Genomic DNA, 24,344 nt, shown 5'->3' with positions numbered 1-24,344 from the left:
GTGGTTGGCTCAGAACAGGAAGTTGCTGCCGACGGTGCGGTCAAACAGGGCGACATCACGGATGTGGCGTTTGCCACAGATGAACTTCAGCAGCCGCTCAATACCCAGGCCGCCCCCCGCACTCGGGTGCAGCAGCCCACGGCGGGCGAACTCCAGGAAATTGGCAAAGGGGGCAAGGTCCATGTCCAGCTCGCGCATGCGGTAGAGGATCTGCTCGTACTCGAACTCGCGCTCGGCACCCGACAACGCTTCGCCGTAACCGTCGGGATAGATCAAGTCATAGTTGTTGTAGTGCCCGCGCTGGCCCGGAGTTTCACGGTCGTAGAACTCGCGCTTGTAGTTGGTCACAAAGAACGGGGTGTGCGCCTGGGCCGACATGATTTTCTCGAAATCGTCACCGTATTCGGCGCGCAGTTCATCCGAGCTGTAGATCGGGAACGCTGTTTCATAGTGCGGCAGCTTGCGTCCCAGTTGGGCCAGCTGCAGGGCACAGTGCTGGTTCACTTCGCCCAGGGTGTATTTGACCAGGCCTTCGATCAGGGCCATGGCCTGGTACATGTCGCCGTTACGGATTTCGAAATCGAACTGCGAGAACTCCAGCAAGTGGTTGGCCGAGTCTTTGATCTCAGGCTTTTCCAGGCGGATATTCGGCGCAACGATGAAGATCCGCTCGTGGTCGTTGGCGGTCAACGCCAGTTGCTTGTGGAAGATCATGCTGGCCGTCAGTTTCAGGCGACGCTCTTGATACTGCAGCTCGGCCGGGTACACCGCGTGATTCAGCGGATCGGTGATCGGTGACATCAGAATGGGCAGCAACTGTTTGAAGTCGCGTTCGAGCAGGTACTGCTGCAGGGCCTGAAGCATCCGGCCACGAATTATGGCGATTGCGCCTACGTCGGGGTGCGAAAAATCGTCGAATTTACGCTGAACTTCTTCCATGTTGCGCTCAATGTTCGAGAGATGGGAGCGCACGATTATTGGTGAAACCGATGAAAACTCAATGTACAGATTTTCGCTAAAAAGCAACCCAGCGCCGTGTTTGTGTTGCCCCTTGTAATGATTACGCAGAGCATTGCCGGGTCGTTGCTGGCACCGAGAGTGTCTGCGCTCAATCGAATTGACAGGGATGCCATGACGGCGTCGTACCCCCAGGATTTGTGCAAAGAGGCTCTATGACGGCCCCCGCTGATCTGCGTCGCTTTTCCCGCTCGGACTACAAAACCCTGGGCCTGGCTGCCTTGGGGGGCGCCCTGGAAATCTACGACTTCATCATCTTCGTATTTTTTGCCCTGACCCTCAGCGAGCTGTTCTTTCCGCCGCAGATGCCTGAGTGGTTGCGCTTGCTGCAAAGCTTCGGGATTTTCGTCACCGGCTATCTGGCGCGGCCCCTGGGCGGCATCCTCATGGCGCATTTTGCCGATCGCCTGGGGCGCAAGCGGATGTTCAGCCTGAGCATCCTGATGATGGCTTTGCCCTGCCTGTTGATCGGGATGATGCCGACCTACGCCCAGATCGGCGTCTGGGCGCCGGTGCTGCTGCTGTTGCTGCGTGTTTTGCAAGGCGCCGCTGTAGGTGGTGAAGTACCCAGTGCCTGGGTGTTTGTGGCTGAGCATGCGCCTGCTGGTCACCGAGGCTATGCGCTGGGCATCCTGCAGGCCGGATTGACCTTTGGTTACTTGCTGGGCGCCTTGATGGCAACCTGGCTGGCCCGTACTTACACGCCAGCCGAAATACTTGATTTTGCCTGGCGGATTCCGTTCCTGCTCGGCGGTGTGTTCGGGATAGTGGGGGTATGGTTGCGGCGTTGGCTCAGCGAAACGCCGGTATTTCTTGCCCTGCAGCAACGCCGGGAAGTCGATGCGCAGCTGCCGCTGCGCAGGGTAGTGCGTGAACATCGCGGTGCCATCGTGCCGGCGATGTTACTGACCTGCGTCCTGACCTCGGCAGTGGTTGTGCTGGTGGTGGTGACACCGACCGTGATGCAGAAGAGCTTTGCAATCAGTGCCAGCCAGACCTTTGCGCTCAGTAGCCTGGGTATCGTCTTTCTGAACATCGGATGTGTGCTGGCCGGTCGACTGGCTGACCGCATTGGCGCCTGGCGCGCCTTGATGCTTTACAGCCTGCTGCTACCGCTGGGGGTGGCCTTGCTATACGGCTGCCTGGTGAGCGGCAGTTCGCTGATCAGCCTTGCGTACGCATTCGCCGGGTTGGCCTGTGGCGTGGTGGGCGTGGTGCCGTCGCTGATGGTGGGCTTGTTCCCGCCGCGAGTGCGGGTCTCGGGCATTTCGCTGACCTACAACATTGCCTACGCACTGTGGGCCAGCGTAACGCCGCTGATGCTGATTGCCCTCATGCCCTGGAGTGCCTGGTCCAGCGTGGCCTACAGCCTGGTCATGGGCGCTGTCGGGGTGTTCACAGCCTGGTGTTATGGGCGTAGTGGCCGAACTCGGGCGCGAGTAACAAGCATCGTACGCGGATGAGCCAGGTGCAGCCCTTCGGACAAGGAGGTCCTATGACCGTTACTCGCGTGACCACTGTTTGCGACCTGCACGACCTTCCTGCAACCCAGGTGCTGGCGCTGTTCGCCAACCAGGATTTGTCACCCTCGGAATACTACGACCACCTGCTGAGCCACATCCAGCGCTGGGAGCCTTACCTGCACGCACTGTGCGCCTTCGATCCACAGCAGGTGCGCGAGCAGGCGCTGGCCTCTACACAACGCTGGAGCCAGGGGCGCCCGCAGGGGTTGCTCGACGGATTGCCGGTGACCATCAAGGAACTGATTGCCACAAAGGGCGACGTCAATGGCCTGGGCTGCGCGGCTACCGTGGCGGTTCCTGAGCCTGATGATGCACCGCCCGCTGCGCGTATGCGTGAACAGGGCGCAATCATCCTGGGCAAAACCACCGTGCCTGATTTCGGCATGTTGTCATCCGGTTTGTCGAGCCTGCATGGGCTGACCCGCAACCCGTGGAACCTGAACAACAACCCGGGGGGCTCCAGCGCAGGCGCAGCTGCGGCAGCGGCAGCTGGTTACGGCCCCTTGCATATTGGTACCGATATCGGCGGCTCTATCCGTCTGCCAGCGGCCTGGTGCGGGTTAGTGGGTTTCAAGCCGACACTGGGGCGCATCCCCATTGACCCTTACTACACCGGGCGCTGCGCGGGACCGATGACTCGCAACGTGGACGATTGTGCGCTGATGATGCGTTACCTGACCCGCCCCGACGCCCGCGATGCCACCAGTCTGCCGCCGCTGGCGTGTGACTGGGGGGTGAGCAGCCAATCGGTACAAGGCTTGAAAATCGGCTTGATACTTGACCCTGGCGTCGGCTTCGAACCCTGCGCGCAAGTGCTGGCTGCGGTACACGAAGCCGCGCGTCTGTTCGAGCGTCACGGTGCTCAGGTACGAGCAGCCGCGCCGGTCATGAACCGGACCTTGCTGCGCGGGCTCGATCAGTTCTGGCGGGTGCGGCAGTGGAGCCAATTGCAGTCGATGTCGGCGCAACGTCTTGGGCAGGTGTTGCCCTATATTCGCGAATGGGCTGAAGACGCACAGACGCTGACGGCCCTGCAAACGATGGAAGGGTTTAACCAGACCTTCGAGATTCGCCGTCGTGCTGCGGCGTTGTTCAGCGAGTTCGATCTGCTGCTGTCGCCCACCAACCAGGTCAGCGCCTTTCCGGCCTACTGGGCATCGCCAACCAACGATCCGGCGCTGCCGTTTGAACACATCGCCTTCACAGTGCCCTGGAACATGGGTGAGCAGCCTGCGCTGTCGATCAACTGCGGTTTCACCGACCAAGGCATGCCCATCGGCTTGCAACTGGTCGGGCCTCGCTTCGCTGATCATTGGTTGCTGCAGGTGGCCAAGGCGTATGAAACCTGGCGTGGCCCGCTCAGCAACTGGCCCAGGCCGCCGACGACATAACGTTTCACTGCCGGGCGTCAGTCCTTGACCAGGGCACGCAGCGCCGCCTTCGCCTCCGGCGTATGCAGGCGCTCGATGAACAGCAGCCCTTCACGCAGCACACAGGCTTCCAGCTCTGCCCGGTGAGTGTCCTTGAGCAAGCGCTTGCTGACACGCAAGGCCTCCTGAGGCATCGCTTGCAGGCGCAGGGCCAATTGCCGGGCGGCGCTCAGGCATTGCTCGCCGTCGTCGTGCAGCTCGTTGGCCAGGCCCCATTGCACGGCGTGTTCTGCGTTAAGCAGTTCATTGCACATCAGCAGGCGCGCTGCACGGGCATGCCCCAGTAGACGCGGCAATAGCAGGCTGGAGCCGAACTCCGGGCACAGGCCCAATGGCGCGAAGGGCATGCGCAGTTTGGCGCTGCGGCTGACCAGCACCTGGTCGCAGTGCAACAGCAGGGTGGTGCCGATGCCGATAGCAGGGCCTGAGACGGCGGCAATCAGCGGTTTTTCCAGGGCCATCACGATGCGCATCAAACGAAACACCGGGCTGTCCATGTCGCTGGGCGGGTTGTCGAGGAAATCCTTGAGGTCGTTGCCGGCGCTGAAGCACTGGGCGCCGCCGGTAAGGATGATGACCTCAACCGCCGGGTCGTCCTCAGCTGCCTGCAGCAGCTCGCCGAGCTGGCTGTACATGGCGGTGTTCAATGCATTGAGCTTGTCTGGCCGGTTAAAGGTCAGGGTTAGCAGACCGTTGTTCAGGTCGCGGAGGATCAGGTCGTTCATGGCAAGCCTTTATTGTTGTTGTGCCAGGGATTGTAGGTAGCGGGGTCAGAAGGTCGGCGGGGTGATCACCCAGATCACCACCGCATCGACCTCACCAGGGTTACCGTAGCGGTGCGGCTCCTGGCTGGAAAAACTGAAGCTGTCACCTTCATTGAGTTGGAAGTAACGCTCACCCACCCACAGTTCAAAGCTGCCCGAGAGCAGGTAACCGGCTTCTTCACCGTCATGGCTGTAGCTCTGCTGGCTGTAGGTACCGGGCGGAAAACGCGAGTGAAGCATTTCCAGTTCACGGTTGGGCTGCGGGCTGAGCAGTTGGTCGACGATGCCGTCTTCGTAGTGCACGCTCAGGCGGCTGTTCTTGCGCACCACGTAGCCGTCGTCGGCCGGGTCGGTGCTGGCTTCGCTGGCGAAGAACCACTGGATGGTCACGCCCAGGCTGCGGGCAATGTTGAACAGCGCCGGAATCGAGGGGTACGACAGGTTGCGTTCCAGCTGGCTGATGTAGCCGGCAGTTAATTCACTTTGTTGGGCCAGCTCAGCCAGGGTCATGCCCCGGCGCTTGCGCAGGCCGCGAATGCGTGTGCCGAGAAACTGCGGGGCGGCGGCGCCTTCCTGGCCGGGAACGGCGCCCTCGGGCGGCATCTTGCTGTGGTTGCTCATGGGTGCTCCAGACCGCACGCTGCAAAGCCCCGGAGTATAAACAGGCTCATAGCGTCCAGGCGACTTTCAATCCTTCGTAAATGGCTTCTTCGGCGGTGCGTGGCGCCAGGCAGTCGCCGATGCGTTTGACCTCGACCACACCGCGAAGCTCATCGGCCAGGCTATCGACCGGTTGATGGCCCTGGCACAGCACCAGGGTGTCGATGTCTTCGAAGATCATCGGCTCGCCGCTGGCGGTGTGTTGCAGGTACACGGTGGTGTCATCGCTGCCGTAGAGGCGGGCGTAGGGCGTGATGGGGATGCCGAGTTTATGCAGTTCGCCGGCCATCTGGTCGCGCACATACAGGGGCAGGCTTTCGCCGCAGTGGGTGCCGTTGACTGCCAGTTGTACCTGATGCCCGTTGCGTACCAGGCGCTCGGCAATGCCCGGGCCGATCCAGTCACAACGCCAGTCCACCACCAGCACTGAACGCCCGAGGGTGACCTCATCGCGCAGTACCTGCCAGGCATCGACCACCTGCAGATCACCGGCGCGCTCAAAGCTCGGCCAGTAAGGTTCGGCGCCAGTGGCGACAATCACCAGGTCGGGTTGTTCGCGTTCCACCAGGGCGCGGTCGACCCGGGTATTGCGTACCACCTCGACCCCGGCCAGTTGCATCTCGCGCTGCAGGTTGGTGCTGGCACCGCCGAACTCGGCACGGCGTGGCAGCAATTGTGCGAGCAGTACCTGACCGCCCAACTGTGCGTTGGCTTCGTACAGCGTCACCTGATGCCCACGCGCTGCCGCGACTGCCGCTGCCTTCATGCCAGCCGGGCCGCCACCGGCGACCAGGATGCGTTTGCGCAGCGTTGTAGCTTGGAGCTGGCCGTACTGTTGTTCACGCCCGGTCTCTGGGTGCTGAATGCAGGAAATCGGCAGGCCGCGGTGAAAATGGCCGATACAGGCTTGGTTGCAAGCGATGCAGGCGCGTACGTCTTCGGCATGGCCGCTGTCGGTTTTGTTCGGCATCTGCGGGTCGCAGATCAAGGCGCGGGTCATGCCACACACATCAGCCTGGCCGCGGGCCAGGATCAGTTCCGCTTCCTGGGGTTGATTGATGCGCCCGGTGACGAACAGCGGGATCGACAGGCTGGCCTTGAAGGTGCCGGCCTCGCGGGCCAGGTACGCCGCTTCGATGGCCATTGGCGGGACAATGTGCACGGCGCCGCCGAGCGAGGCCGAGGTACCGGCGACGATATGCACGTAGTCCAGCTGGCTTTGCAGCGCCTGAACGGCTGCCAGCGATTCGTCTTCGGTCAGGCCTTCGGCGTCGCGTTCGTCGGCGCTGATACGCAAGCCAATGATGAAATCCGCAGACGTACTGGCACGCACCGCAGCGATGACTTCGCGGACAAAGCGCAGGCGTTGTTCCAGCGTGCCGTTGTAGCCATCGCTGCGGCGGTTGACCCTGGGGTTGATGAACTGTGCGGGCAGGTAACCGTGGCTGGCAACCACTTCAACGCCATCGAGCCCGGCCTGGTATAGGCGCCGCGCGGCATCGGCGTAGCCCTGCACGATAGCGTCGATCATCGCCTGATCGAGCGCGCGTGGCATCACCCGGAAGCGCTCGTTGGGCACTGCCGAGGCCGAGTAGGCCACCGCCAGCAGACCGTCGCTGGACTCCATGATCTCCCGCCCGGGATGGAAGATTTGCGATAAAACCACCGTGTCATGGGCATGGCAGGTTTCAGCCAACTGACGGTAGCCCTCGATGCAGGCATCGTCGGTGGCCATCAACACATGAGAGGTGTACCGCGCGCTGTCATGCACCCCGGCGACCTGCAGCACGATCAGGCCAACGCCACCTTCGGCGCGGGCCTTGTGGTAGGCGATCAAGCGCTCGTTGACCAGGTTGTCGGTGGGGATCGAGGTGTCGTGACCGCTGGACATGATGCGGTTCTTCAGGCGTTTGCCACGGATGTGCAGCGGTTCGAACAGGTGCGTGAAGGTCGACATGTGGTGCAGGCTCCAGCGGTATGTTGTTTTTATTTTTCTATAGAAGTGTACCGTCAGTAAAAAATCAACTTGTTTTTTTACTGACGGTTGACTAGCGTTCGACTCACCCTGTGCCCTGGGGTAACCCTCACAACAACAAGAAAACGGGCCGCGCCAGTCGCGGTTCCGGCATGAGGAACCACCGATGACAATGAACCTGCTCAAACGCTCGCCGTGGCTGTTCGCCTTTGCACTCGGCTGTGCTCACGCCGCGCCGGACATGGTGGTCGTGGCCTACGGCGGCGCCGGCCAAAAAGCCCAGGATGCGGCGATCTTTCAGCCGTTCAGTGCCCAGGACGGCAGCAAACTGATCCAGAGCGAATACAACGGTGAAATGGCGCGGATCAAGGTGATGGTCGACACCGGTAACGTTGATTGGGACCTGGTCATGATCGAGGCGCCGGACCTGATGCGCGGCTGCGAAGAGGGCATGTATGAGCGCCTCGACTGGGCCAAGCTGGGCCGCGCCGAGCAATTGATTCCCGATGCCGCCCAGGAATGCGGGTCAGCGGTGCTGGTGTGGAGCGTGGCAATTGCCTACGACCAGCACAAACTGGCCCAGGCACCGACCTCATGGGCGGACTTCTGGGACGTGCAGAAGACGCCCGGCAAGCGAGGCTTGCGCAAGCGGGCAGTCTACAACCTGGAATTTGCCCTGATGGCCGATGGCGTCAAACCTGAAGAGGTCTACAAGGTGTTGGCCACGCCGCAAGGTGTCGACCGGGCGTTCGCCAAACTCACTGAGCTCAAGCCCTACATCCAGTGGTGGGAAGCCGGCGCGCAACCGGCGCAGTGGCTCAGTGCAGGCGACGTGGTCATGACCTCCACCTACAGTGGCCGCATCGCCGTCGCAGCCCAGGAGGGCAGCCCGCTGGCTGTGGTCTGGCCGGGTAGCCTGTACGGCATGGACTACTGGGCGATCATCAAGGGTTCCCGGCACGTAGACCAGGCCAAGCGCCTGATCGCCTACGCCAACCAGCCCGATACTCAGGTGCGTTACGTCAATCAGATTCCCTACGGGCCGACCAATACGCAAGCGGCGGCGGAGCTTGATCCGAAGCTGGCCAGTTGGGTGCCGACGTCCAAGCAGAACCTTGAAGGCGCCCTGGCGATGAACGTCGAGTTCTGGGTAGACCATGGCGATGAACTCGAAGAGCGTTTCAACGCCTGGGCCAGCAAGTAACCCGTTGCGGCTGGACACCGCCGGGTGTCCAGCCCTATTGTCTGGCCAGCCTTTTGCCTGAGAACAACAAGAATGACTTCGACTGAAACCGAACTGCGTCTGCGCCAGGAGCTGGCGGCCTGCTACCGGCTGATCGCCCACTTTCGCATGACCGACCTTATTTTTACCCATATCTCGGTGCGCATTCCGGGCCCCGAGCACCACTTTCTGATCAACCCGTACGGTTTGATGTTCGATGAAATCACTGCGTCCAAACTGGTCAAGATCGACCTGAACGGTAACGCCGTCGAGCCGTCGCCGTACCCGGTCAACCCGGCAGGCTTCGTGATTCATAGCGCCATCCACGGTGCCCGCGAAGATGCCCAATGCGTGCTGCACACCCACACCAAGGCCGGTTGCGCGGTGGCCGCGCTCAAGTGTGGGCTGCTGCCGGTCAACCAGATTTCCATGGAGTTCTACGGCAAGGTCGCTTACCACGACTATGAAGGCGTGGCGCTGGACATGGACGAGCAGCAACGGCTGGTCCGTGACTTGGGCGACAAGCCGGTGCTGATGCTGCGCAACCATGGTTTGCTGACAGTGGGCGAAAGCGTCAGTCAGGCGTTTTTGCGTATGTATTACTTGGAGAAGGCCTGTGAAATACAGTTGGCCGCGCAAGCCGCTGGCGAGATCGTGTTGCCGCCTGATGCGGTATGTGCCCATACCGAACGCCAGTTCAACGAGCCGACGCGCGCACTCAAGGAAGGCGAGTTGAGCGACCCGGATGGCATGCAACTGGCCTGGGCGGCGTTGCTGCGCCTGGTGCAACGCGTGGCGCCGGATTATCGCGACTGAGCGGGAGTTGTTGTACAGTTGTTCAACAACATCGCGGGGCAAGCCCGCTCCTACAGTAGGAGCGGGCTTGCCCCGCGAAAATCTCCCCATTACGAGAACCGCCGATGAGCCAGGAAGCCCGTTACAGCCGTATGGTCCCGGAGTTGCGCAAAGCCAATCTGGTCGAAGCGACCTTGGTGTGCCTGAAACGCCACGGCTTCCAAGGCGCCTCGATCCGCAAAATATCAGCTGAAGCGGGGGTGTCGGTGGGGCTGATCAGCCACCACTATTCGGGCAAGGACGAACTGGTGGCCGAAGCCTACATGGCGGTTACCGGGCGGGTCATGGGCCTGATTCGCGAAGCGATGGCGCAAGCGGCACCCAACGCCCGTGAGCGCTTGTCGGCGTTTTTTCGTGCCTCGTTCTGCGCCGAACTGCTCGACCCGAAGTTGCTCGATGCCTGGCTAGCGTTCTGGGGAGCGGTGAAAACCGCCGAAGCGATCAACCAGGTGCACGACCACTCCTATGGCGAATACCGCAATGAACTCGGTCGCCTGCTCGGTGCTTTGGCCAAGGAAGAGGGCTGGGAAGGCTTTGACACCGATCTGGCTGCGATCAGCCTGAGTGCCTTGCTCGACGGCTTGTGGCTGGAGTCGGGGCTTAACCCCGGTACTTTCACGCCGGAGCAGGGCGTGCAGATCTGCGAGGCCTGGGTCGATGGCCTGCAAGCGGGTGGGCGCCGACGTTTTACCCGGACCGAGGGCTGTTGATCGGTCGTTCAGTAATCGGTACGCTGCTGTCGCGGGTTAAAAAACAACGACTATAAGAGACAACACGCAATGACGCCTCGGGTACTGATCGTCGATGACGATCCGCTTATTCGCGACTTGCTGCACGCCTACCTGTCGCAGGAAGGCTACGACGTTCACTGTGCCGACACAGCCGAGCAGGCCGAGCATTTTCTGGCCAGCCAGAGTGTCGATCTGGTGATGCTCGACATCCGCCTGCCGGGCAAAGACGGCCTGACCCTGACCCGCGAGCTGCGGGTACGCTCTGAGGTCGGCATCATCCTCATCACCGGGCGCAACGACGATATCGATCGCATCGTAGGCCTGGAGTGTGGCGCTGACGACTATGTGATCAAACCCCTTAATCCCCGTGAGCTGGTGTCCCGGGCCAAGAACCTGGTGCGTCGCGTGCGCCATGCCCAGGCCTCCAGGCCGACAACCACGGCCAACCATGCCCTCAAACAGTTCGCCGACTGGTCGCTGGACACCGACCGCCGTCGCCTGATCGACCCGCAAGGCGGTGAAACCCTGCTTACTCACGGTGAGTTTCAGTTGCTCAGTGTGTTCCTGCGCAACAGCGGCCACACCCTTAGCCGCGACCAACTGATGGATCAGATCCGTAACCGCGAATGGGTGCCCAATGACCGCTCCATCGATGTGCTGGTCGGTCGCTTGCGACGCAAACTGCACGACGACCCGGCTGAGCCGCAGTTGATCATTACCATCCACGGCGCCGGTTATCTGTTTACCGCCAGCGTGGCGGCCTGAGCATCATGCAACGCTGGCTGGGCCTGACGTTGCTGCTATTGGCCTCGTTGTCGCAGGCTGGCGAACGTATTCGCTATTGTGACTACCCGGTGTATCCGCCGGTGTCCTGGAGCGACGGCAGGCAAGTGCGCGGCCTGGCACCGACGGTGGTGCGCGAGTTGTTTACCCGCTTGGGCTACGAGGTCGAGATGGTGGTGCTGGGCAACTGGAAGCGCTGCTTGATGGATGCCGCTGAGGGCCGGGTGGATGTGGTGCTGGCTTACAACAGCGACCAACGTGATCAGGGTATGCGCTTTTCCAGTGTGCCGGTACTGCGCGAGGAGGTGGCGGTGTTCATCAATCGCCAACGGCCCATCACCTTCGAGCGCTTGCAAGACCTGGCCGGGTATCGTGGCGGCTTGCTGTTTGGCGAAAGCTACGGTCCGGCGTTCGATGCGTTTGTGGCCAAGCACCAGAACATCGAGTGGGTCTCTTCCAGCCAGCAGAACTTCGGCAAACTGATGCGTGGGCGTATCGACTTCGTGATTCAGGAGCGACGCACAGGGCAGTTGTTCATCGAGCGCCTGCCTGGCGCCGAGGACATTCAGGCGTTACCGGCGGCGCTCAGTGTCGACTACCTGCGCGTTGCGGTCTCGCGCCATTCGCCGCTGAGCCAGCGCATGGCAGAGATTGACCAGCAGTTACAACGCATGACCGACAGCGGCGACATTGAACGCTGGTTGCACCAGAGCGAAGTGACCTACCGCGACATGATCAATCTGCCGGCGGATGCGCGATGATTCGCCTGCACCCGGAGGGGTTGTTCAGGCGGCTACTGCTATTCATTTTGCTGTTCAGCCTGTGTTTTACCGTGCTGGCCAGTACCGTGCAGTTGTATTTCGAATACCGCCGAGAGATGCGCGATATCGATGCCCGTATGGCGTTGATTCGTGTGGGCTACCTGGCCAGCCTGGAGCGCAGCCTGTGGGACCTCAACCAAGATCAGATCAGCGTGCAGTTGCGCGGCTTGGTGGACTTCTCTGATGTGGCGCGGGTGCGCCTGAGCAGCGCCGATTTCAACTTGGTGCAGGGCGACCCCAACCCGCCGGGGCCGTTGCGCATCGAGCGATTTGCCCTGGATTTTCAGCCACCGTCGGGGCCGTTGCGGCACTTGGGTGAGCTGGAGGTGAGTATCGACTTGGGCGCGGTGCATAAGCGTTTGTTCGCCACCGGGCTGACCAGCCTGTTGTGGATGAGCGTATTTCTCTGTGGCCTGGCCGTGGCCTTGTCGGGATTGTTTTATCGCCTGGTGACGCGCCACCTGCAAGTCATGGCCGAGTTCACCCGGCGGATTGCAGCTGGCGACTGGCAGGAGCCGCTGCGCCTGGACAAGCGTCGCAGCGCACGCTTCGATGAAATCGACACCGTGGCCCACGCTCTGGATGACATGCGCCGGGCGATTCTCAGTGACATCGAGCGCCGCGAAGTGGACCGCCTGGCCTTGCAAGACAAACGCGACGAGTTGCAGAAGATGGTTGAGCGCCGCACGGCTAGCCTGTTGCGTGCCAAAGACGAGGCCGAGTCAGCCAACCTGGCCAAGTCGCGGTTTCTGGCAACCATGAGCCATGAACTGCGCACGCCACTCAACGGCATGCTCGGTATGGCAGAGCTGCTGCGCGGTGCCGGGCTCAAGGCCGAGGACAGCAAGCGCCTTGAAGCATTGTATAAAGCCGGCGAAGGGCTGCTGAGCATCCTCAATGAAGTGCTGTATTTTGCCCGCCTGGAAGAAGGCGAAACGCGCCCGGAAACCCTGGACTTCTCGCTGCGCCAATTGTGCGATGACGTAGTGACCTTGCTTGAGCCGAAAGCGACAGCCAATGCCAGCACCCTTGAGTGCCATATCGATCCACGCTTGGCCGCTTACCAGCAGGGCGCCGAGCAGTTTCTGCGCCAGGTGCTGAGTAACCTGCTGGCCAATGCCATCAAGTTCACCGAAGGCGGGCAGGTCAATGTCCAGGTACAGGTGCTGGGTGAGCAGGATGACCGACAACAGCTACGGATCAGTGTCACTGACAACGGCATCGGCATTGCCGAAGCCGTGCAAGCGAAGATTTTCGACCGCTTCACCCAGGCCAGCGAGGCTGTTGCCCGGCGCTATGGCGGCACTGGGTTGGGGCTGGCGATCAGCAAGCATCTGGTTGAGCAACTGGGTGGGCGAATCGGCTTGCAGAGCACCGAGGGGCAGGGCAGTTGCTTCTGGTTCGAGTTGGACCTGGCCCGTGGGCAGCCGCCGGTTCAGGCGCTGGCCGCGTCGCCGGTGGCTGCCGCCCTGGATATCCTTGTGGTCGAGGATGTGGAACTGAACCGCGATGTGGTGCGTGGTCTGTTGCTGCGCGACGGTCACCGGGTGTGGCTGGCCGAAGAGGCCGAACAAGGCCTGGCGATGTGCCGTGAACGGCGTTTTGATCTGCTGTTGCTGGATGTGCATCTGCCTGGCATCAGTGGCGTCGAGTTGTGCCGGCTCATCCGCAGGGCGCCGGGGCCGAACCAACAGGTACGGATGCTGGCGCTCACCGCCAGTGTGCAGCCGGCGTTGGTGCAGAGCTGTCTTGAAGCGGGAATGCAGGGTGTGCTGGCTAAACCCTTGAAACTCGACAGCCTGCGTCAGGCGCTGGCCGCTGAGGCTGGGCTGGTTGATGCATCGGTCGATGAGCCAGAACTGGACCAGGCCTTGCTGCAAACCCATCGGCAACTGCTGGGTGAGCAGAAAGTGCAGGGCTTGCTCGGCGTGCTGCAGGCGTTGATTGTCCAGCACCGTACGGCACTGGCTGAAGCCATGCAGGCCCGCGATTGTACCGAAATCGGCCATCTGGCCCATCGCCTGGCAGGCAGCAGTGATTCGCTGGGATTCTGTGGCCTTGCGCGGGTGTTGCGGGCGTTGGAAGACGCCGCCAGCGCTCGCGACGTTCAAGCTGTCGAGCGTCTGCAAGATGCGTTACAGGTACAAATGCAGCATGCATTGCAGGCCCTGGAACGTTTGACTCAGGGCTGATGTACAAAAAAGTTACGACTTTTTACATCTTTGATCGAGACGTACAACGCCACCTTACATTGCTTTCCAATAATCGACGCTAACCGCACTGCACGCGGTCTTCGAAGCTTATTGGAGATAATAATAATGAACTGCCGTAAAGCTGATCCGTCCCCGCGTTACTGTTCCTCCCTCTCGCCCATCCGTCACTGCTGAGGTGCCGACATGAGCGAATCAACCGAACGTAAAGGCATTCACCTGACCCGTGCGCTCAAGAGCCGGCATATCTTCATGCTGTCGCTGGGTGGGGTGATTGGTACCGGCCTGTTCATGGGCTCGGGCGTCACCATCAACCAAGGCGGGCCGCTGGGCGCGATCCTCGCCTACCTGGTGGCGGGCTTCCTGATGTACCTGGTGATGGTCTGCCTCGGCGAGCTGTCGGTGCAGATGCCGGTGTCGGGCTCGTTCCAGGCCCATGCCACCAAGTACATCGGCCCGGCCACCGGCTTCATGATCGGCTGGGTGTACTGGATGAGTTGGGCGACCACCGTTGGCCTGGAATTCACTGCCGCCGGTATGTTGATGGTGCGCTGGTTCCCGGAGGTACCGATCTGGTACTGGTCGGCGTTGTTCGTGGTGGTGCTGTTCGGCCTCAATGCCCTGGCCACCCGCGCCTTTGGCGAGGCGGAGTACTGGTTCTCGGGCATCAAGGTAGCGGCGATCCTCGGCTTCATCATCGTCGGTGTACTGGTGATCTTTGGCGCTATCCCGCTGACCAGCGGGGCACCGGCACCGATGATGAGCAACTTGATTGGTGATTCGCTGTTCCCCAACGGCTTGTCGGCAGTGTTCGCGGTGATGATGACTGTGGTTTACGCCTTCCAGGGCTGCGAGATCATGGGCGTAGCCGCCGGTGAAACCGATCAGCCGGAGAAGAGCATCCCGCGCGCCGTGCGTAACGTGGTGTTCCGCGTGCTGATCTTCTATGTGCTGGCCATTGTGGTGCTGTCGGCGATTGTGCCCTGGCAGCAGGCTGGCCTGATGGAAAGCCCGTTCGTGCAGGTGTTCGACATGGTCGGCATTCCTTACGCGGCCGACCTGATGAACTTCGTGATCCTTACCGCAATCCTGTCGGTGGGCAATTCGGGCCTGTACGCCTCGACGCGCATTCTCTGGGCAATGTCGAAAACCGGCATGGCGCCCAAGAGCCTGTCGCCGCTGAGCAAGCGTGGCGTACCTTTGCGGGCGCTGAGCATTACTCTGTGCTTTGCCCTGGTGTCGCTGATGACCAGCTTCATTGCGGCCGACACCTTGTTCATGGTGCTGATGGCGGTGAGCGGAATGTCCGGGACGGTCACCTGGATCGTGATCGCGCTGGCGCAATACCGTTTCCGTAAAGCGTTCCTGCGTGATGGCGGCAAGCTTGAGGACCTCAAGTACCGCGCGCCGCTCTACCCGCTGGTGCCGCTGCTGTGCATCACCCTGTGCAGTTCGCTGTTTGTGTTCCTCGCGCTGGATGAAACACAGCGGCCGTCGTTGTACTGGGGCTTTGGCTTTATTGCCGTGTGCTATGCGGCTTACTTCATGATCAACCGTAAGCGTCAGGTAGTGTTGGCGCCGTCGGTGTGATGTGCCGTTGAAGGAGCATGCTTGAGGTGGGAGCGGGCTTGCCCAGCGATTGCGAGCTGCCAGTCAGCTCGCAATCGCTGGGCAAGCCCGCTCCCACTGGTGGTTTTAACTCCAGGTTGAGTAGTTGTGCGAAGTTGTAACAGCAGCCTCGGCGCTCCCGTTTTTATCGAGATAAATACCAATTAAAACAATGAGATAGCGATGTAAATTAATCCGTTACATCGCATTGACTCCCTGATTGTCTCCTTACTGAACACTCGTTTAGTATCAGCTCAAGTCCTACCCCTCACGCCAACCACAATAATTCGAGGCCTTCCATGACTAGTTCTTCGTCGCTGCTCAGTTCGGTCGAAGCCGGTGTTGCCTGGATCACGCTCAATCGCCCTGATCAGCGCAATGCGCTGGACATCCCCAGCCTGAAAAAACTCCACGCCTTGCTGGACGACTTCAACCGCGATCCGGCGGTGCGGGTAGTGGTGCTCACTGGCAGTGGTCGCAGTTTCTGTGCCGGGGCGGATTTGGCCGAGTGGGCCGAAGCCGAAGCCCGTGGCGCACTGGAAAGCTACGGCTGGACCGAAACCGCCCACGCCCTGATGCAGCGCCTGCACAGCCTGGATAAACCAACCATTGCTGCCATCAACGGTACCGCCGTCGGCGCCGGGATGGACCTGACCCTGTGCTGCGATCTGCGTGTGGCGGCAGCATCGGCGCGGTTCAAGGCGGGCTACACCAGCATGGCCTACAGCCCCGATGCCGGTGCCAGCTGGCATCTGCCACGACTGATCGGCAGCGAGCAGGCCAAGCGTTTGCTGTTTCTGGATGAGTTGTGGGGCGCCGAGCGAGCGTTGGCGGCTGGGCTGGTTGGCGAAGTGTGCGCCGATGACCAGTTGCCGACCGTGACCGCCGAGCTGGCCGCGCGCCTGGCCAACGGCCCGACCTTCGCCTTCGCCCAGACCAAACGCCTGATCCGCGACGGTGCCCAGCGCACCCTCGGCGAGCAGTTGCAGGCTGAACTGGCGGCCGGTTTGCTGTGTGGCCGCAGTGAAGATGGCGCTGAAGCCTTGCGTGCTGCCGTTGAAAAGCGTGCCGCAACATTCGTTGGCAAATAACTACTTAAACGACCTTCTTCAGGAACATTCCATGAATTTCCAACTGACCCAAGAACAAGAAATGTTGGTGGAAGCGGTACGCAGTTTTGTTGCCAAGGAGTTACTGCCCCATGAGGAGGCCGTGGACCGCGCCGACGAAGTGTCGCCGGAGTTGGCCGCACAGATTCGCGGCAAAGCAATTGCTGCAGGCTTCTATGCCTTCAACATGCCTGAGGAAGTTGGCGGTGGTGGCCTGGATTACCTGTCTCAGGCGCTGATCGAGCGTGAGCTGTCGAAGGTGTCGTGGGCGGTGCATGTATTTGTTGCGCGCCCGTCGAAGATTCTCATGGCCTGCAAAGGCGAGCAGATCAACGACTATCTGCTGCCGTGCATTCAGGGCGAAAAGGTTGACTGCTTTGCCTTGACCGAGCCGGGCGCGGGCTCCGATGCCAACGCCATCAAAACCCGCGCGGTGCGTGAAGGCGATGACTTCGTACTCAATGGCAGCAAGCATTTCATCAGCCATGCCGGCCACGCCGATTTCGCCATTGTCTTCGCCGTCACCGACACCTATGAACACAATGGCCGCAAGCGTAATGCGGTAACCGCGTTCCTAGTCGACCGTGGCACGCCTGGTATGACCATCCGCCGAGGGCCCAAGTGCGTCAGCAACCGTGGCTACCACACCTACGAGCTGTTCTTCGACGATTGCCGCGTGCCGGCCAGCAAGGTCCTGGGCGAAGTCGGCAAGGGCTGGGAAGTGGCCAACGCCTGGCTCACCGCCGGGCGAGTGATGGTTGCCGCCAACTGCGTCGGCCAGGCGCAACGCGCCCTGGATGTATCGCTGCAGTGGGCTGCCGACCGTAAGCAGTTCGGCCAGCCGATTGGTACTTATCAAGGGGTGTCGTTCAAACTCGCCGACATGGCCACACAGATCCGTGCTGCGGAACTGTTGACCCTGCACACCGCCTGGAAGATGGACCAGGACAGCATGACCGATGGCGAGGCGGGCATGGCCAAACTGTTCGCCAGTGAAGTGCTGGGCAAGGTCGCCGACGAAGCGGTGCAGATTTTCGGAGGCATGGGCCTGATGGATGAAGGCCCGGTCGAACGGATCTGGCGCAATGCGCGGATTGAGCGGATCTGGGAGGGCACCTCGGAGATCCAGCGGCACATTATTTCGCGCGAACTGCTGCGCCCACTGTTGCGTTGATCGGGCTGGAGAATAGCTATGTCGCAGTCGATTCGTGACAACCTCAAGCGCATGTTGGCGCCTCGTCACCTGGCGTTCGTCGGTGGGCGCAGCATGGCGCGAGCGCTCAAGCGCTGTGCTGAAGGCGGTTTTCAAGGCCAGATGTGGCTGGTCAACCCGCAGCACGACAGCCTCGACGGCGTGCCGTGCGTGCGTAGCGTTGCCGAGCTGCCGTGTGGCCCGGACGCGGTATTCATCGCCACCAACCGCGAGCTGACCCTGACTTGTGTTGCACAACTGGCGGCCATCGATGCCGGTGGGGCGATCTGCTATGCCTCAGGTTTTGCCGAGGCCGGTGCAGAAGGCCAGGCACTGCAGCAGCAACTGCTCAAAGCGGCGGGGCACATGGCCCTGCTCGGCCCCAACTGCTATGGCCTGCTCGACTACCTGCACAACAGCGCGTTGTGGCCGGTCGCGCATGGTGGCAAGACCGTGGACAAAGGCGTTGCGATCCTGACCCAAAGCGGCAACTTCGCCTACAACCTGTCGATGAGTGACCGTTCGCTACCGGTGGCCTACATGGCGTCGGTCGGCAACCAGGCGCAACTGGGTATTGCCGAGCTGATGGATGTGCTGCTCGATGAACCGCGGGTTACCGCCATCGGCCTACACCTGGAAGGGCTGAAGAACGTGCCCGGTTTTGCCCGCGCCGCACACAAGGCGCTGGAGAAAGGTATCCCGATCATTGCCCTGAAAACCGGGGTGTCGCAGATCGGCGCCGAGTTGGCCCTGAGTCATACCAGTTCGTTATCGGGCTCCGATGCCCTGTACGACAGCCTGTTCCAGCGCCTGGGTGTGATCCGCGTCAGCGGCCCGGTCAGTTTCGCCGAAACCCTCAAGGCAGCCGCCTGTGGCAACCTGCCCAAAGGGCGCAGCCTGATTGCTTTGGCATGCTCCGGCGGCGATGCCGGATTGATCGCCGACTACGCCGAACGCAATGACCTGAGCCTGCCCGCACTCAAAGACGATCAGGTGAAGGAACTGGCGCACGTGCTGCCGACCTACGCTAACCTGGTCAACCCGCTGGACTTCACCACCGCCATTTGGGGCGACGGCGCGGCCCTTGAACACATGCTCGACAGCGCCCTGCGCAGCGAGGCGGACGCGGCCATGCTGGTGCTCGATTACCCGGCTGAATTTACCGGCGAGCGCAAGGAGTGCGACTTGCTCCTTGAGCTGTACAGCGCTGCGCTCAAGCACCACGGAAAAGTCGGTTTTGTTACCTCGGCATTCCCCGAGTTGTTGCCGGCGCATGCCCGTGAGCGTTTGCATGGGCAGGGCATTGCCGCGCTGCAGGGCGTCGAAGATGGCCTGGCAGCCTGGGGGCGGATCGCTGCTTACCACAGCCAGCGTCAGCTGTTGCTTGAGCGGGGCGAGTCCGCGTTGGTGCCGTTGTGCCCGCAAGCGCTGGAAGGCGACAGTGCGCTGCTCAACGAATGGGAGTCAAAGCAGGCCTTGCAGGCGTTCGGCCTGCCGATTCCGGCAGGTGCGCTGAGCACCGCCGATCAAGCGGTAAAAGCCGCCGAAACCGTGGGCTACCCCTTGGTGCTCAAGGCGGTCAGTGCGCAGTTGCCGCACAAGACCGAAGCTGGGGCCGTGGCGCTGAACCTCAAAGATGCCCAGGCGCTGGACGCGGCCCTGCAGCAAATGCGCCAACGGATTGCCGCCTACGCACCTTACGTGCCGTTCGAACAAGTGCTGCTTGAGCCCATGGCCAGCGCACCCTTGGCTGAGCTGATTGTCGGCATCAAGCGTGAAAACGACTTCGGTCTGGCGTTGGTGATCGGGGCGGGTGGGATTCTGGTCGAACTGCTCAAAGACAGTAAGACCCTGCTGCTGCCCACCACCGACTGTGCCATCCGCGCCGCCGTGCTGGGCCTGCGCAGTGCCAGCTTGCTGCAGGGCTTTCGCGGGCGCGAAAGCGCCGACCTGGAGGCGCTGGTGGCAGCGATACGCGCAGTAGCCGACTATGCCTGCGAAAACGTCGGGCAACTGCTGGAACTGGATGTGAACCCATTAATGGTCGGTGCTCAGAGCACCACCGCGGTCGATGCGTTGATCCGCCTCGGCCAGGCGTCAGGAGAACACCATGCATAACAGTCCATTGACCGGCGGTCAGGCCTTGGTCCGCCTGCTGGCTAACTACGGTGTCGACACTGTGTTCGGTATTCCCGGCGTGCACACCCTGGAGCTGTACCGCGGGCTACCTGGCAGCGGCATTCGCCATGTGTTGACCCGTCACGAGCAGGGCGCAGGCTTCATGGCCGACGGTTATGCGCGGGTCAGCGGCAAGCCGGGGGTGTGCTTCGTTATCACCGGCCCCGGTGTGACCAACGCCGCAACCGCCATTGGCCAGGCTTACGCCGACTCGATCCCGATGCTGGTGATCTCCAGCGTCAACCACACCGCCAGCCTGGGCAAAGGTTGGGGCTGCCTGCACGAAACCCAGGACCAGCGCGCGATGACCGCGCCGATCACGGCGTTTTCCGCCGTGGCCTTGAGCGCGGAGGATTTGCCTGAGCTGATCGCCCGAGCCTATGCAGTGTTCGACAGTGAGCGCCCGCGTCCGGTGCATATTTCCGTGCCGCTGGATGTGCTGGCGGCGCCCGTCAAGCGCGACTGGAGCAACGAGGTGGTCCGCCGCCCTGGCCGTGGCCTGCCAGCCAGTGAGGTGTTGGAGCAAGCGGCCGCCAAGTTGGCCGCCGCCAAGCGCCCGATGATCATCGCGGGAGGTGGAGCCTTGCAGGCTGCCGAAGCCCTGCAGCAGCTCAGTACCCGCCTGGCCGCGCCGCTGTTCACCAGTGTCGCCGGCAAGGGGCTACTGGCCCCGGAAGCACCCCTGAACGCGGGTGCCAGCCTGTGCGTCGAGCCCGGCTGGCAACTGATCGCCGAAGCGGATGTGGTGCTGGCGGTGGGTAGCGAGATGGCCGATACCGATTTCTGGCGCGAGCGTTTGCCCCTGAGCGGTGAGCTGTTGCGGGTGGACATCGATTCACGCAAGTTCAACGACTTCTACCCTTGTGCCGTGGCTTTGCAGGGCGATGCACGGTTAACCGTTGCTGCCTTGTTGGAGCACTTACCCGACATCAGCCGCGATAGCGCAGCAGCAGTTGCTGCCGTCAGCGCCTTGCGTCAAGCGGTCAAGGCCGGGCATGGCCCGCTGCAGGCCGTGCACCAGGCAATCCTTGACCGGGTGGCTGCCGAGTTGCCGGACAACGCTTTCATCAGCACCGACATGACCCAGCTGGCCTATACCGGCAACTATGCCTTCGCCAGCCGAGCCCCACGCAGTTGGTTGCATCCTACTGGTTACGGCACCTTGGGCTACGGTCTGCCAGCCGGAATTGGCGGCATGTTCGCCAGTGATGACCGCCCTGGCCTGGTGTTGGTCGGCGACGGCGGCTTCCTTTACACCGCGCAGGAACTGGCGACGGCGGTCGAAGAGCTGGACCGCCCCTTGGTGGTGTTGCTGTGGAACAACGATGCGCTGGGGCAGATTCGCGACGACATGCTCGGCCTGGACATCGAACCCATCGGCGTACTGCCGCGCAACCCGGACTTTGCCGGGCTGGGCCGGGCCTTTGGCTGCACCGTGGCACAACCGCGCAGCCTCGATGAACTGCAAACGGAACTGCGTGCCGGCTTCGCCCGCAACAGCGTGACCCTGATCGAGCTCAAACATGCTTGCGCTCGTTGATCTCCCATCTGATTCAGGAAGCTTGCCATGCGCTTTTCCGACTTGACCCAACGTATTGCCGGTGACGGTGCCGCCGCCTGGGATATTCACTACCGCGCCCTGGAACTGCAGGCGCAAGGTCAGGACATCCTGCTGCTGTCGGTGGGCGACCCGGACTTCGACACCCCCGCACCGATTGTGCAGGCGGCCATCGACAGCCTGAACAACGGCCACACCCACTATGCCGATGTGCGCGGCAAACTGGCCTTGCGCCAGGCTATCGCCAAGCGCCATCAGCAGCGCAGCGGCCAGGCAGTCAGTGCCGATCAGGTGACGGTGTTGGCCGGTGCCCAGTGTGCGCTGTTCTGTGTTGCCCAGTGCGTGCTCAACCCCGGCGATGAGGTAATTGTCGCCGAGCCGATGTATGTCACCTACGAAGCGGTGTTCGGTGCCTGTGGCGCCACCGTGGTGCCGGTGCCGGTGCGTTCGGAGAACGGCTTTCGGGTTTGCCCCGAAGACGTTGCCGCACGCATCACCCCACGCACCCGCGCACTGGCGCTGAACAGCCCGCACAACCCCTCGGGTGCCAGCCTGCCGCGGGCAACCTGGGACGCCTTGGCCGAACTGTGCATCGGCCATGACCTGTGGCTGATCTCCGATGAGGTCTACAGCGAGCTGTTGTTTGAGGGCGAACACATTAGCCCGGCCAGCCTGCCGGGCATGGCCGAGCGTACGGCGACGTTGAACAGCCTGTCCAAATCCCATGCCATGACCGGTTGGCGGGTGGGCTGGGTAGTGGGCTCGTCGGCACTCGCTGCACACCTGGAAAACCTCGCGCTGTGCATGCTCTACGGCTCGCCCGATTTTGTCCAGGATGCCGCTGTGGTAGCGCTGGAGCAGCAACTGCCAGAGCTGGAAGCCATGCGCGAGGCTTACCGCCAGCGGCGTGATCTGGTCTGCGCAAGCCTGGCCGATTGCCCCGGCCTGCGTGCGCTCAAGCCCGATGGCGGCATGTTCGTAATGGTCGATATCCGCGAAACCGGCCTCAGTGCCCAGGCGTTTTCCAACCAATTGCTGGACCGCCATGGCGTTTCGGTGCTGGCCGGTGAAGCGTTTGGCCCGAGTGCGGCAGGGCATATTCGCCTGGGGCTGGTACTGGCTGAAGCACCCTTGCGCGAGGCCTGCCAGCGCATTGCCCGCTGCGCGGCAGAACTGATGGAGGCCAAGGCCCATGCGTGAGTATTCGCGGTTGTACATCGATGGTGCCTGGCAGGCGCCGTGCGGGCAGGGCATGGCCGAGGTCATCAACCCAGCCAGCGAAACCGTGGCCGGGCGTGTGCCACTGGGCGACGAGCACGACGTAAACCGTGCCGTCGCCGCAGCGCGTCAGGCCTTTACCACCTGGTCGTGCACGCCTTCCAGCGTACGGGCCGGTTACATCCGAGCCCTGACTGAGCAATTGAAGGCGCGCGCCGAGGAAATGGCCCGCGTCATCACCGCCGAGCTGGGAATGCCAGTGCAATGGTGTCGCAGCGTACAGGTCGACGGGCCGATTGCTGGCCTGGAACAGTACATTGAACTGGCGGGCCTGATGGACGAGGTGCGCGAAGTCGGCAACTCGCTGGTGTACCGCGAAGCGGTGGGCGTCTGTGCGTTCATCAACCCGTGGAACTACCCGCTGCATCAGTTGATCGGCAAGCTTGCCCCGGCCCTGGCGGCAGGCTGCACCGTGGTGGTCAAGCCCAGCCAGGAAACACCGCTGCATGCCTTCCTGTTGGCGGAGATGATCGACGCCATCGGCTTACCTGCCGGTGTCTTCAACCTGGTCAGCGGCCCCGGCTCGAAAGTGGGTGAGGCCCTGGCGCGCCACCCGCAGGTCGACATGGTGTCGTTCACCGGCTCAACCGGTGCGGGCGTGCGCGTCGCCCAGGCCGCGGCACCGACGGTCAAGCGAGTGTGCCTGGAACTGGGTGGCAAGTCGCCGTTGCTGATCACCGCTGATGCCGACCTCGACGCCGCTGTGCGCTACGGCGTGCAAGACGTGATGATCAACTCCGGGCAAACCTGCACCGCTTTGACCCGCATGCTGCTACCCGCCAGCCGCTATAACGAAGCGGTAGAGATCGCCATGGACGAAGTGAGCAAGCTGGCAATGGGCGACCCGCAAGACCCGCAGAGCTTCCTCGGCCCGATGTGTTCGGCGGCGCAGCGCCGAACCGTGCAAGACTACATTCGCATCGGCCAGGAAGAGGGCGCCCGCCTGCTGTGTGGCGGTGATACGGCACCGGGTTTTGAGCGTGGGTTCTATGTTCAGCCGACGCTGTTTGCCGACGTCGATAACCGCATGCGCATAGCCCAGGAAGAAATCTTCGGCCCGGTGCTGTGCCTGATCCGCTATGACGATGAAGCCCAGGCCATCGAGTTGGCCAACGACTCGCCGTTTGGCTTGTCCAGTGCGGTGTGGGCGGCGGATCGTCAGCGGGCCTTGCAATTGGGGCGGCAACTGCGTGCCGGGCAGTGTTTCCTCAATGGTGCGGCGTTCAACTACCAGGCACCGTTTGGCGGTTACAAACAGTCGGGTAACGGCCGTGAGTGGGGCGAGGAGGGGTTGGCCGAGTTTGTTGAGGTCAAGGCTGTGCAGGTTTGATCGATCAAGCTCAGCAGCCTGCTAGCCTCTTTCGGTAGGAGCGGGCTTGCCCCGCGATGCGATGCGCCTGTCAGGCCGCAATCGCGGGGCAAGCCCGCTC

The 24,344-nt window shown here is 62.1% G+C and carries 19 protein-coding genes; 15 read left to right on the top strand and 4 right to left on the bottom strand.

Going from position 1 to position 24,344, the window contains the following annotated elements:
- Positions 1–9: 9 nt before the first annotated feature.
- Positions 10–939 carry an asparagine synthetase A gene (locus E1573_RS10150; RefSeq protein WP_133213156.1) on the bottom strand — a complete coding sequence of 310 codons (930 nt, stop codon included), beginning with the start codon at positions 937–939 and terminating at the stop codon, positions 10–12.
- Between the two features lie 233 nt (positions 940–1,172).
- Between E1573_RS10150 and E1573_RS10145 the strand changes: the two genes are divergently transcribed.
- The gene (locus E1573_RS10145) at positions 1,173–2,480 is read left to right on the top strand and encodes an MFS transporter (RefSeq protein ID WP_133213154.1); all 1,308 of its coding nucleotides are present in this window, start codon (positions 1,173–1,175) and stop codon (positions 2,478–2,480) included.
- 32 nt (positions 2,481–2,512) lie between these two features.
- Positions 2,513–3,931 carry an amidase gene (locus tag E1573_RS10140; RefSeq protein WP_133213152.1) on the top strand — a complete coding sequence of 473 codons (1,419 nt, stop codon included), beginning with the start codon at positions 2,513–2,515 and terminating at the stop codon, positions 3,929–3,931.
- A gap of 17 nt (positions 3,932–3,948) precedes the next feature.
- Here the strand turns inward: E1573_RS10140 and E1573_RS10135 are convergent, their stop codons facing one another.
- The 3 genes from E1573_RS10135 to E1573_RS10125 all read right to left on the bottom strand — a co-directional run bounded on the left by E1573_RS10135 (position 3,949) and on the right by E1573_RS10125 (position 7,351).
- Entirely contained in the window at positions 3,949–4,695 is a 747-nt protein-coding gene (locus E1573_RS10135) for an enoyl-CoA hydratase (RefSeq protein ID WP_133213150.1), read from the bottom strand.
- A 45-nt stretch (positions 4,696–4,740) separates the two neighbouring features.
- Positions 4,741–5,337, bottom strand: coding sequence for a cupin domain-containing protein (locus tag E1573_RS10130; protein WP_165957319.1), 597 nt, complete (start codon positions 5,335–5,337; stop codon positions 4,741–4,743).
- Between the two features lie 64 nt (positions 5,338–5,401).
- Positions 5,402–7,351 (bottom strand): FAD-dependent oxidoreductase, encoded by a 1,950-nt coding sequence (locus tag E1573_RS10125; protein WP_133213146.1) that lies wholly within the window; start codon positions 7,349–7,351, stop codon positions 5,402–5,404.
- Positions 7,352–7,535: 184 nt separating this feature from the next.
- Between E1573_RS10125 and E1573_RS10120 the strand changes: the two genes are divergently transcribed.
- The 13 genes from E1573_RS10120 (at position 7,536) to E1573_RS10060 (ending at position 24,244) form a co-directional block, all read left to right on the top strand.
- Positions 7,536–8,573, top strand: a complete 1,038-nt coding sequence (locus E1573_RS10120; protein WP_133213144.1) for an ABC transporter substrate-binding protein — start codon at positions 7,536–7,538, stop codon at positions 8,571–8,573.
- Positions 8,574–8,645: 72 nt separating this feature from the next.
- A complete protein-coding gene (locus E1573_RS10115) occupies positions 8,646–9,407 on the top strand; it encodes a class II aldolase/adducin family protein (protein ID WP_133213142.1) in 762 nt (253 codons plus the stop codon).
- 104 nt (positions 9,408–9,511) lie between these two features.
- The gene (locus E1573_RS10110) at positions 9,512–10,156 is read left to right on the top strand and encodes a TetR family transcriptional regulator C-terminal domain-containing protein (RefSeq protein ID WP_133213140.1); all 645 of its coding nucleotides are present in this window, start codon (positions 9,512–9,514) and stop codon (positions 10,154–10,156) included.
- 69 nt (positions 10,157–10,225) lie between these two features.
- Positions 10,226–10,942: a response regulator gene (locus tag E1573_RS10105; protein ID WP_133213138.1), complete on the top strand. Its 717-nt coding sequence runs from the start codon at positions 10,226–10,228 to the stop codon at positions 10,940–10,942.
- Between the two features lie 5 nt (positions 10,943–10,947).
- Positions 10,948–11,721: an ABC transporter substrate-binding protein gene (locus tag E1573_RS10100; protein WP_133213136.1), complete on the top strand. Its 774-nt coding sequence runs from the start codon at positions 10,948–10,950 to the stop codon at positions 11,719–11,721.
- Entirely contained in the window at positions 11,718–13,973 is a 2,256-nt protein-coding gene (locus E1573_RS10095; protein ID WP_133213134.1) for an ATP-binding protein, read from the top strand. Before E1573_RS10100 ends, E1573_RS10095 begins: the two co-directional genes overlap by 4 nt.
- A gap of 204 nt (positions 13,974–14,177) precedes the next feature.
- Positions 14,178–15,581: an amino acid permease gene (locus E1573_RS10090; protein ID WP_133213132.1), complete on the top strand. Its 1,404-nt coding sequence runs from the start codon at positions 14,178–14,180 to the stop codon at positions 15,579–15,581.
- A 317-nt stretch (positions 15,582–15,898) separates the two neighbouring features.
- Complete coding sequence (locus tag E1573_RS10085; RefSeq protein WP_133213130.1) at positions 15,899–16,690, top strand: enoyl-CoA hydratase/isomerase family protein; 792 nt, start codon at positions 15,899–15,901, stop codon at positions 16,688–16,690.
- Between the two features lie 31 nt (positions 16,691–16,721).
- On the top strand, positions 16,722–17,882 hold the full coding sequence (locus E1573_RS10080) for an acyl-CoA dehydrogenase family protein (protein WP_133213128.1): 1,161 nt from the start codon (positions 16,722–16,724) through the stop codon (positions 17,880–17,882).
- An 18-nt stretch (positions 17,883–17,900) separates the two neighbouring features.
- Positions 17,901–20,018, top strand: a complete 2,118-nt coding sequence (locus E1573_RS10075; protein ID WP_133213126.1) for an acetate--CoA ligase family protein — start codon at positions 17,901–17,903, stop codon at positions 20,016–20,018.
- Positions 20,011–21,618: a 5-guanidino-2-oxopentanoate decarboxylase gene (locus tag E1573_RS10070; RefSeq protein ID WP_133213124.1), complete on the top strand. Its 1,608-nt coding sequence runs from the start codon at positions 20,011–20,013 to the stop codon at positions 21,616–21,618. The genes E1573_RS10075 and E1573_RS10070 overlap by 8 nt, the downstream gene beginning before the upstream one ends.
- Positions 21,619–21,645: 27 nt before the next feature.
- The gene (locus E1573_RS10065; RefSeq protein WP_133213122.1) at positions 21,646–22,836 is read left to right on the top strand and encodes a pyridoxal phosphate-dependent aminotransferase; all 1,191 of its coding nucleotides are present in this window, start codon (positions 21,646–21,648) and stop codon (positions 22,834–22,836) included.
- Positions 22,829–24,244 (top strand): aldehyde dehydrogenase family protein, encoded by a 1,416-nt coding sequence (locus E1573_RS10060; RefSeq protein WP_133213120.1) that lies wholly within the window; start codon positions 22,829–22,831, stop codon positions 24,242–24,244. Before E1573_RS10065 ends, E1573_RS10060 begins: the two co-directional genes overlap by 8 nt.
- Positions 24,245–24,344: the final 100 nt, after the last annotated feature.

Source organism: Pseudomonas sp. H9 (genome assembly GCF_004353925.1).
GTDB lineage: Bacteria > Pseudomonadota > Gammaproteobacteria > Pseudomonadales > Pseudomonadaceae > Aquipseudomonas.
The sequence above is the reverse complement of the archived record's forward strand: the minus strand, read 5'-3'. Positions and strand labels throughout refer to the sequence as shown.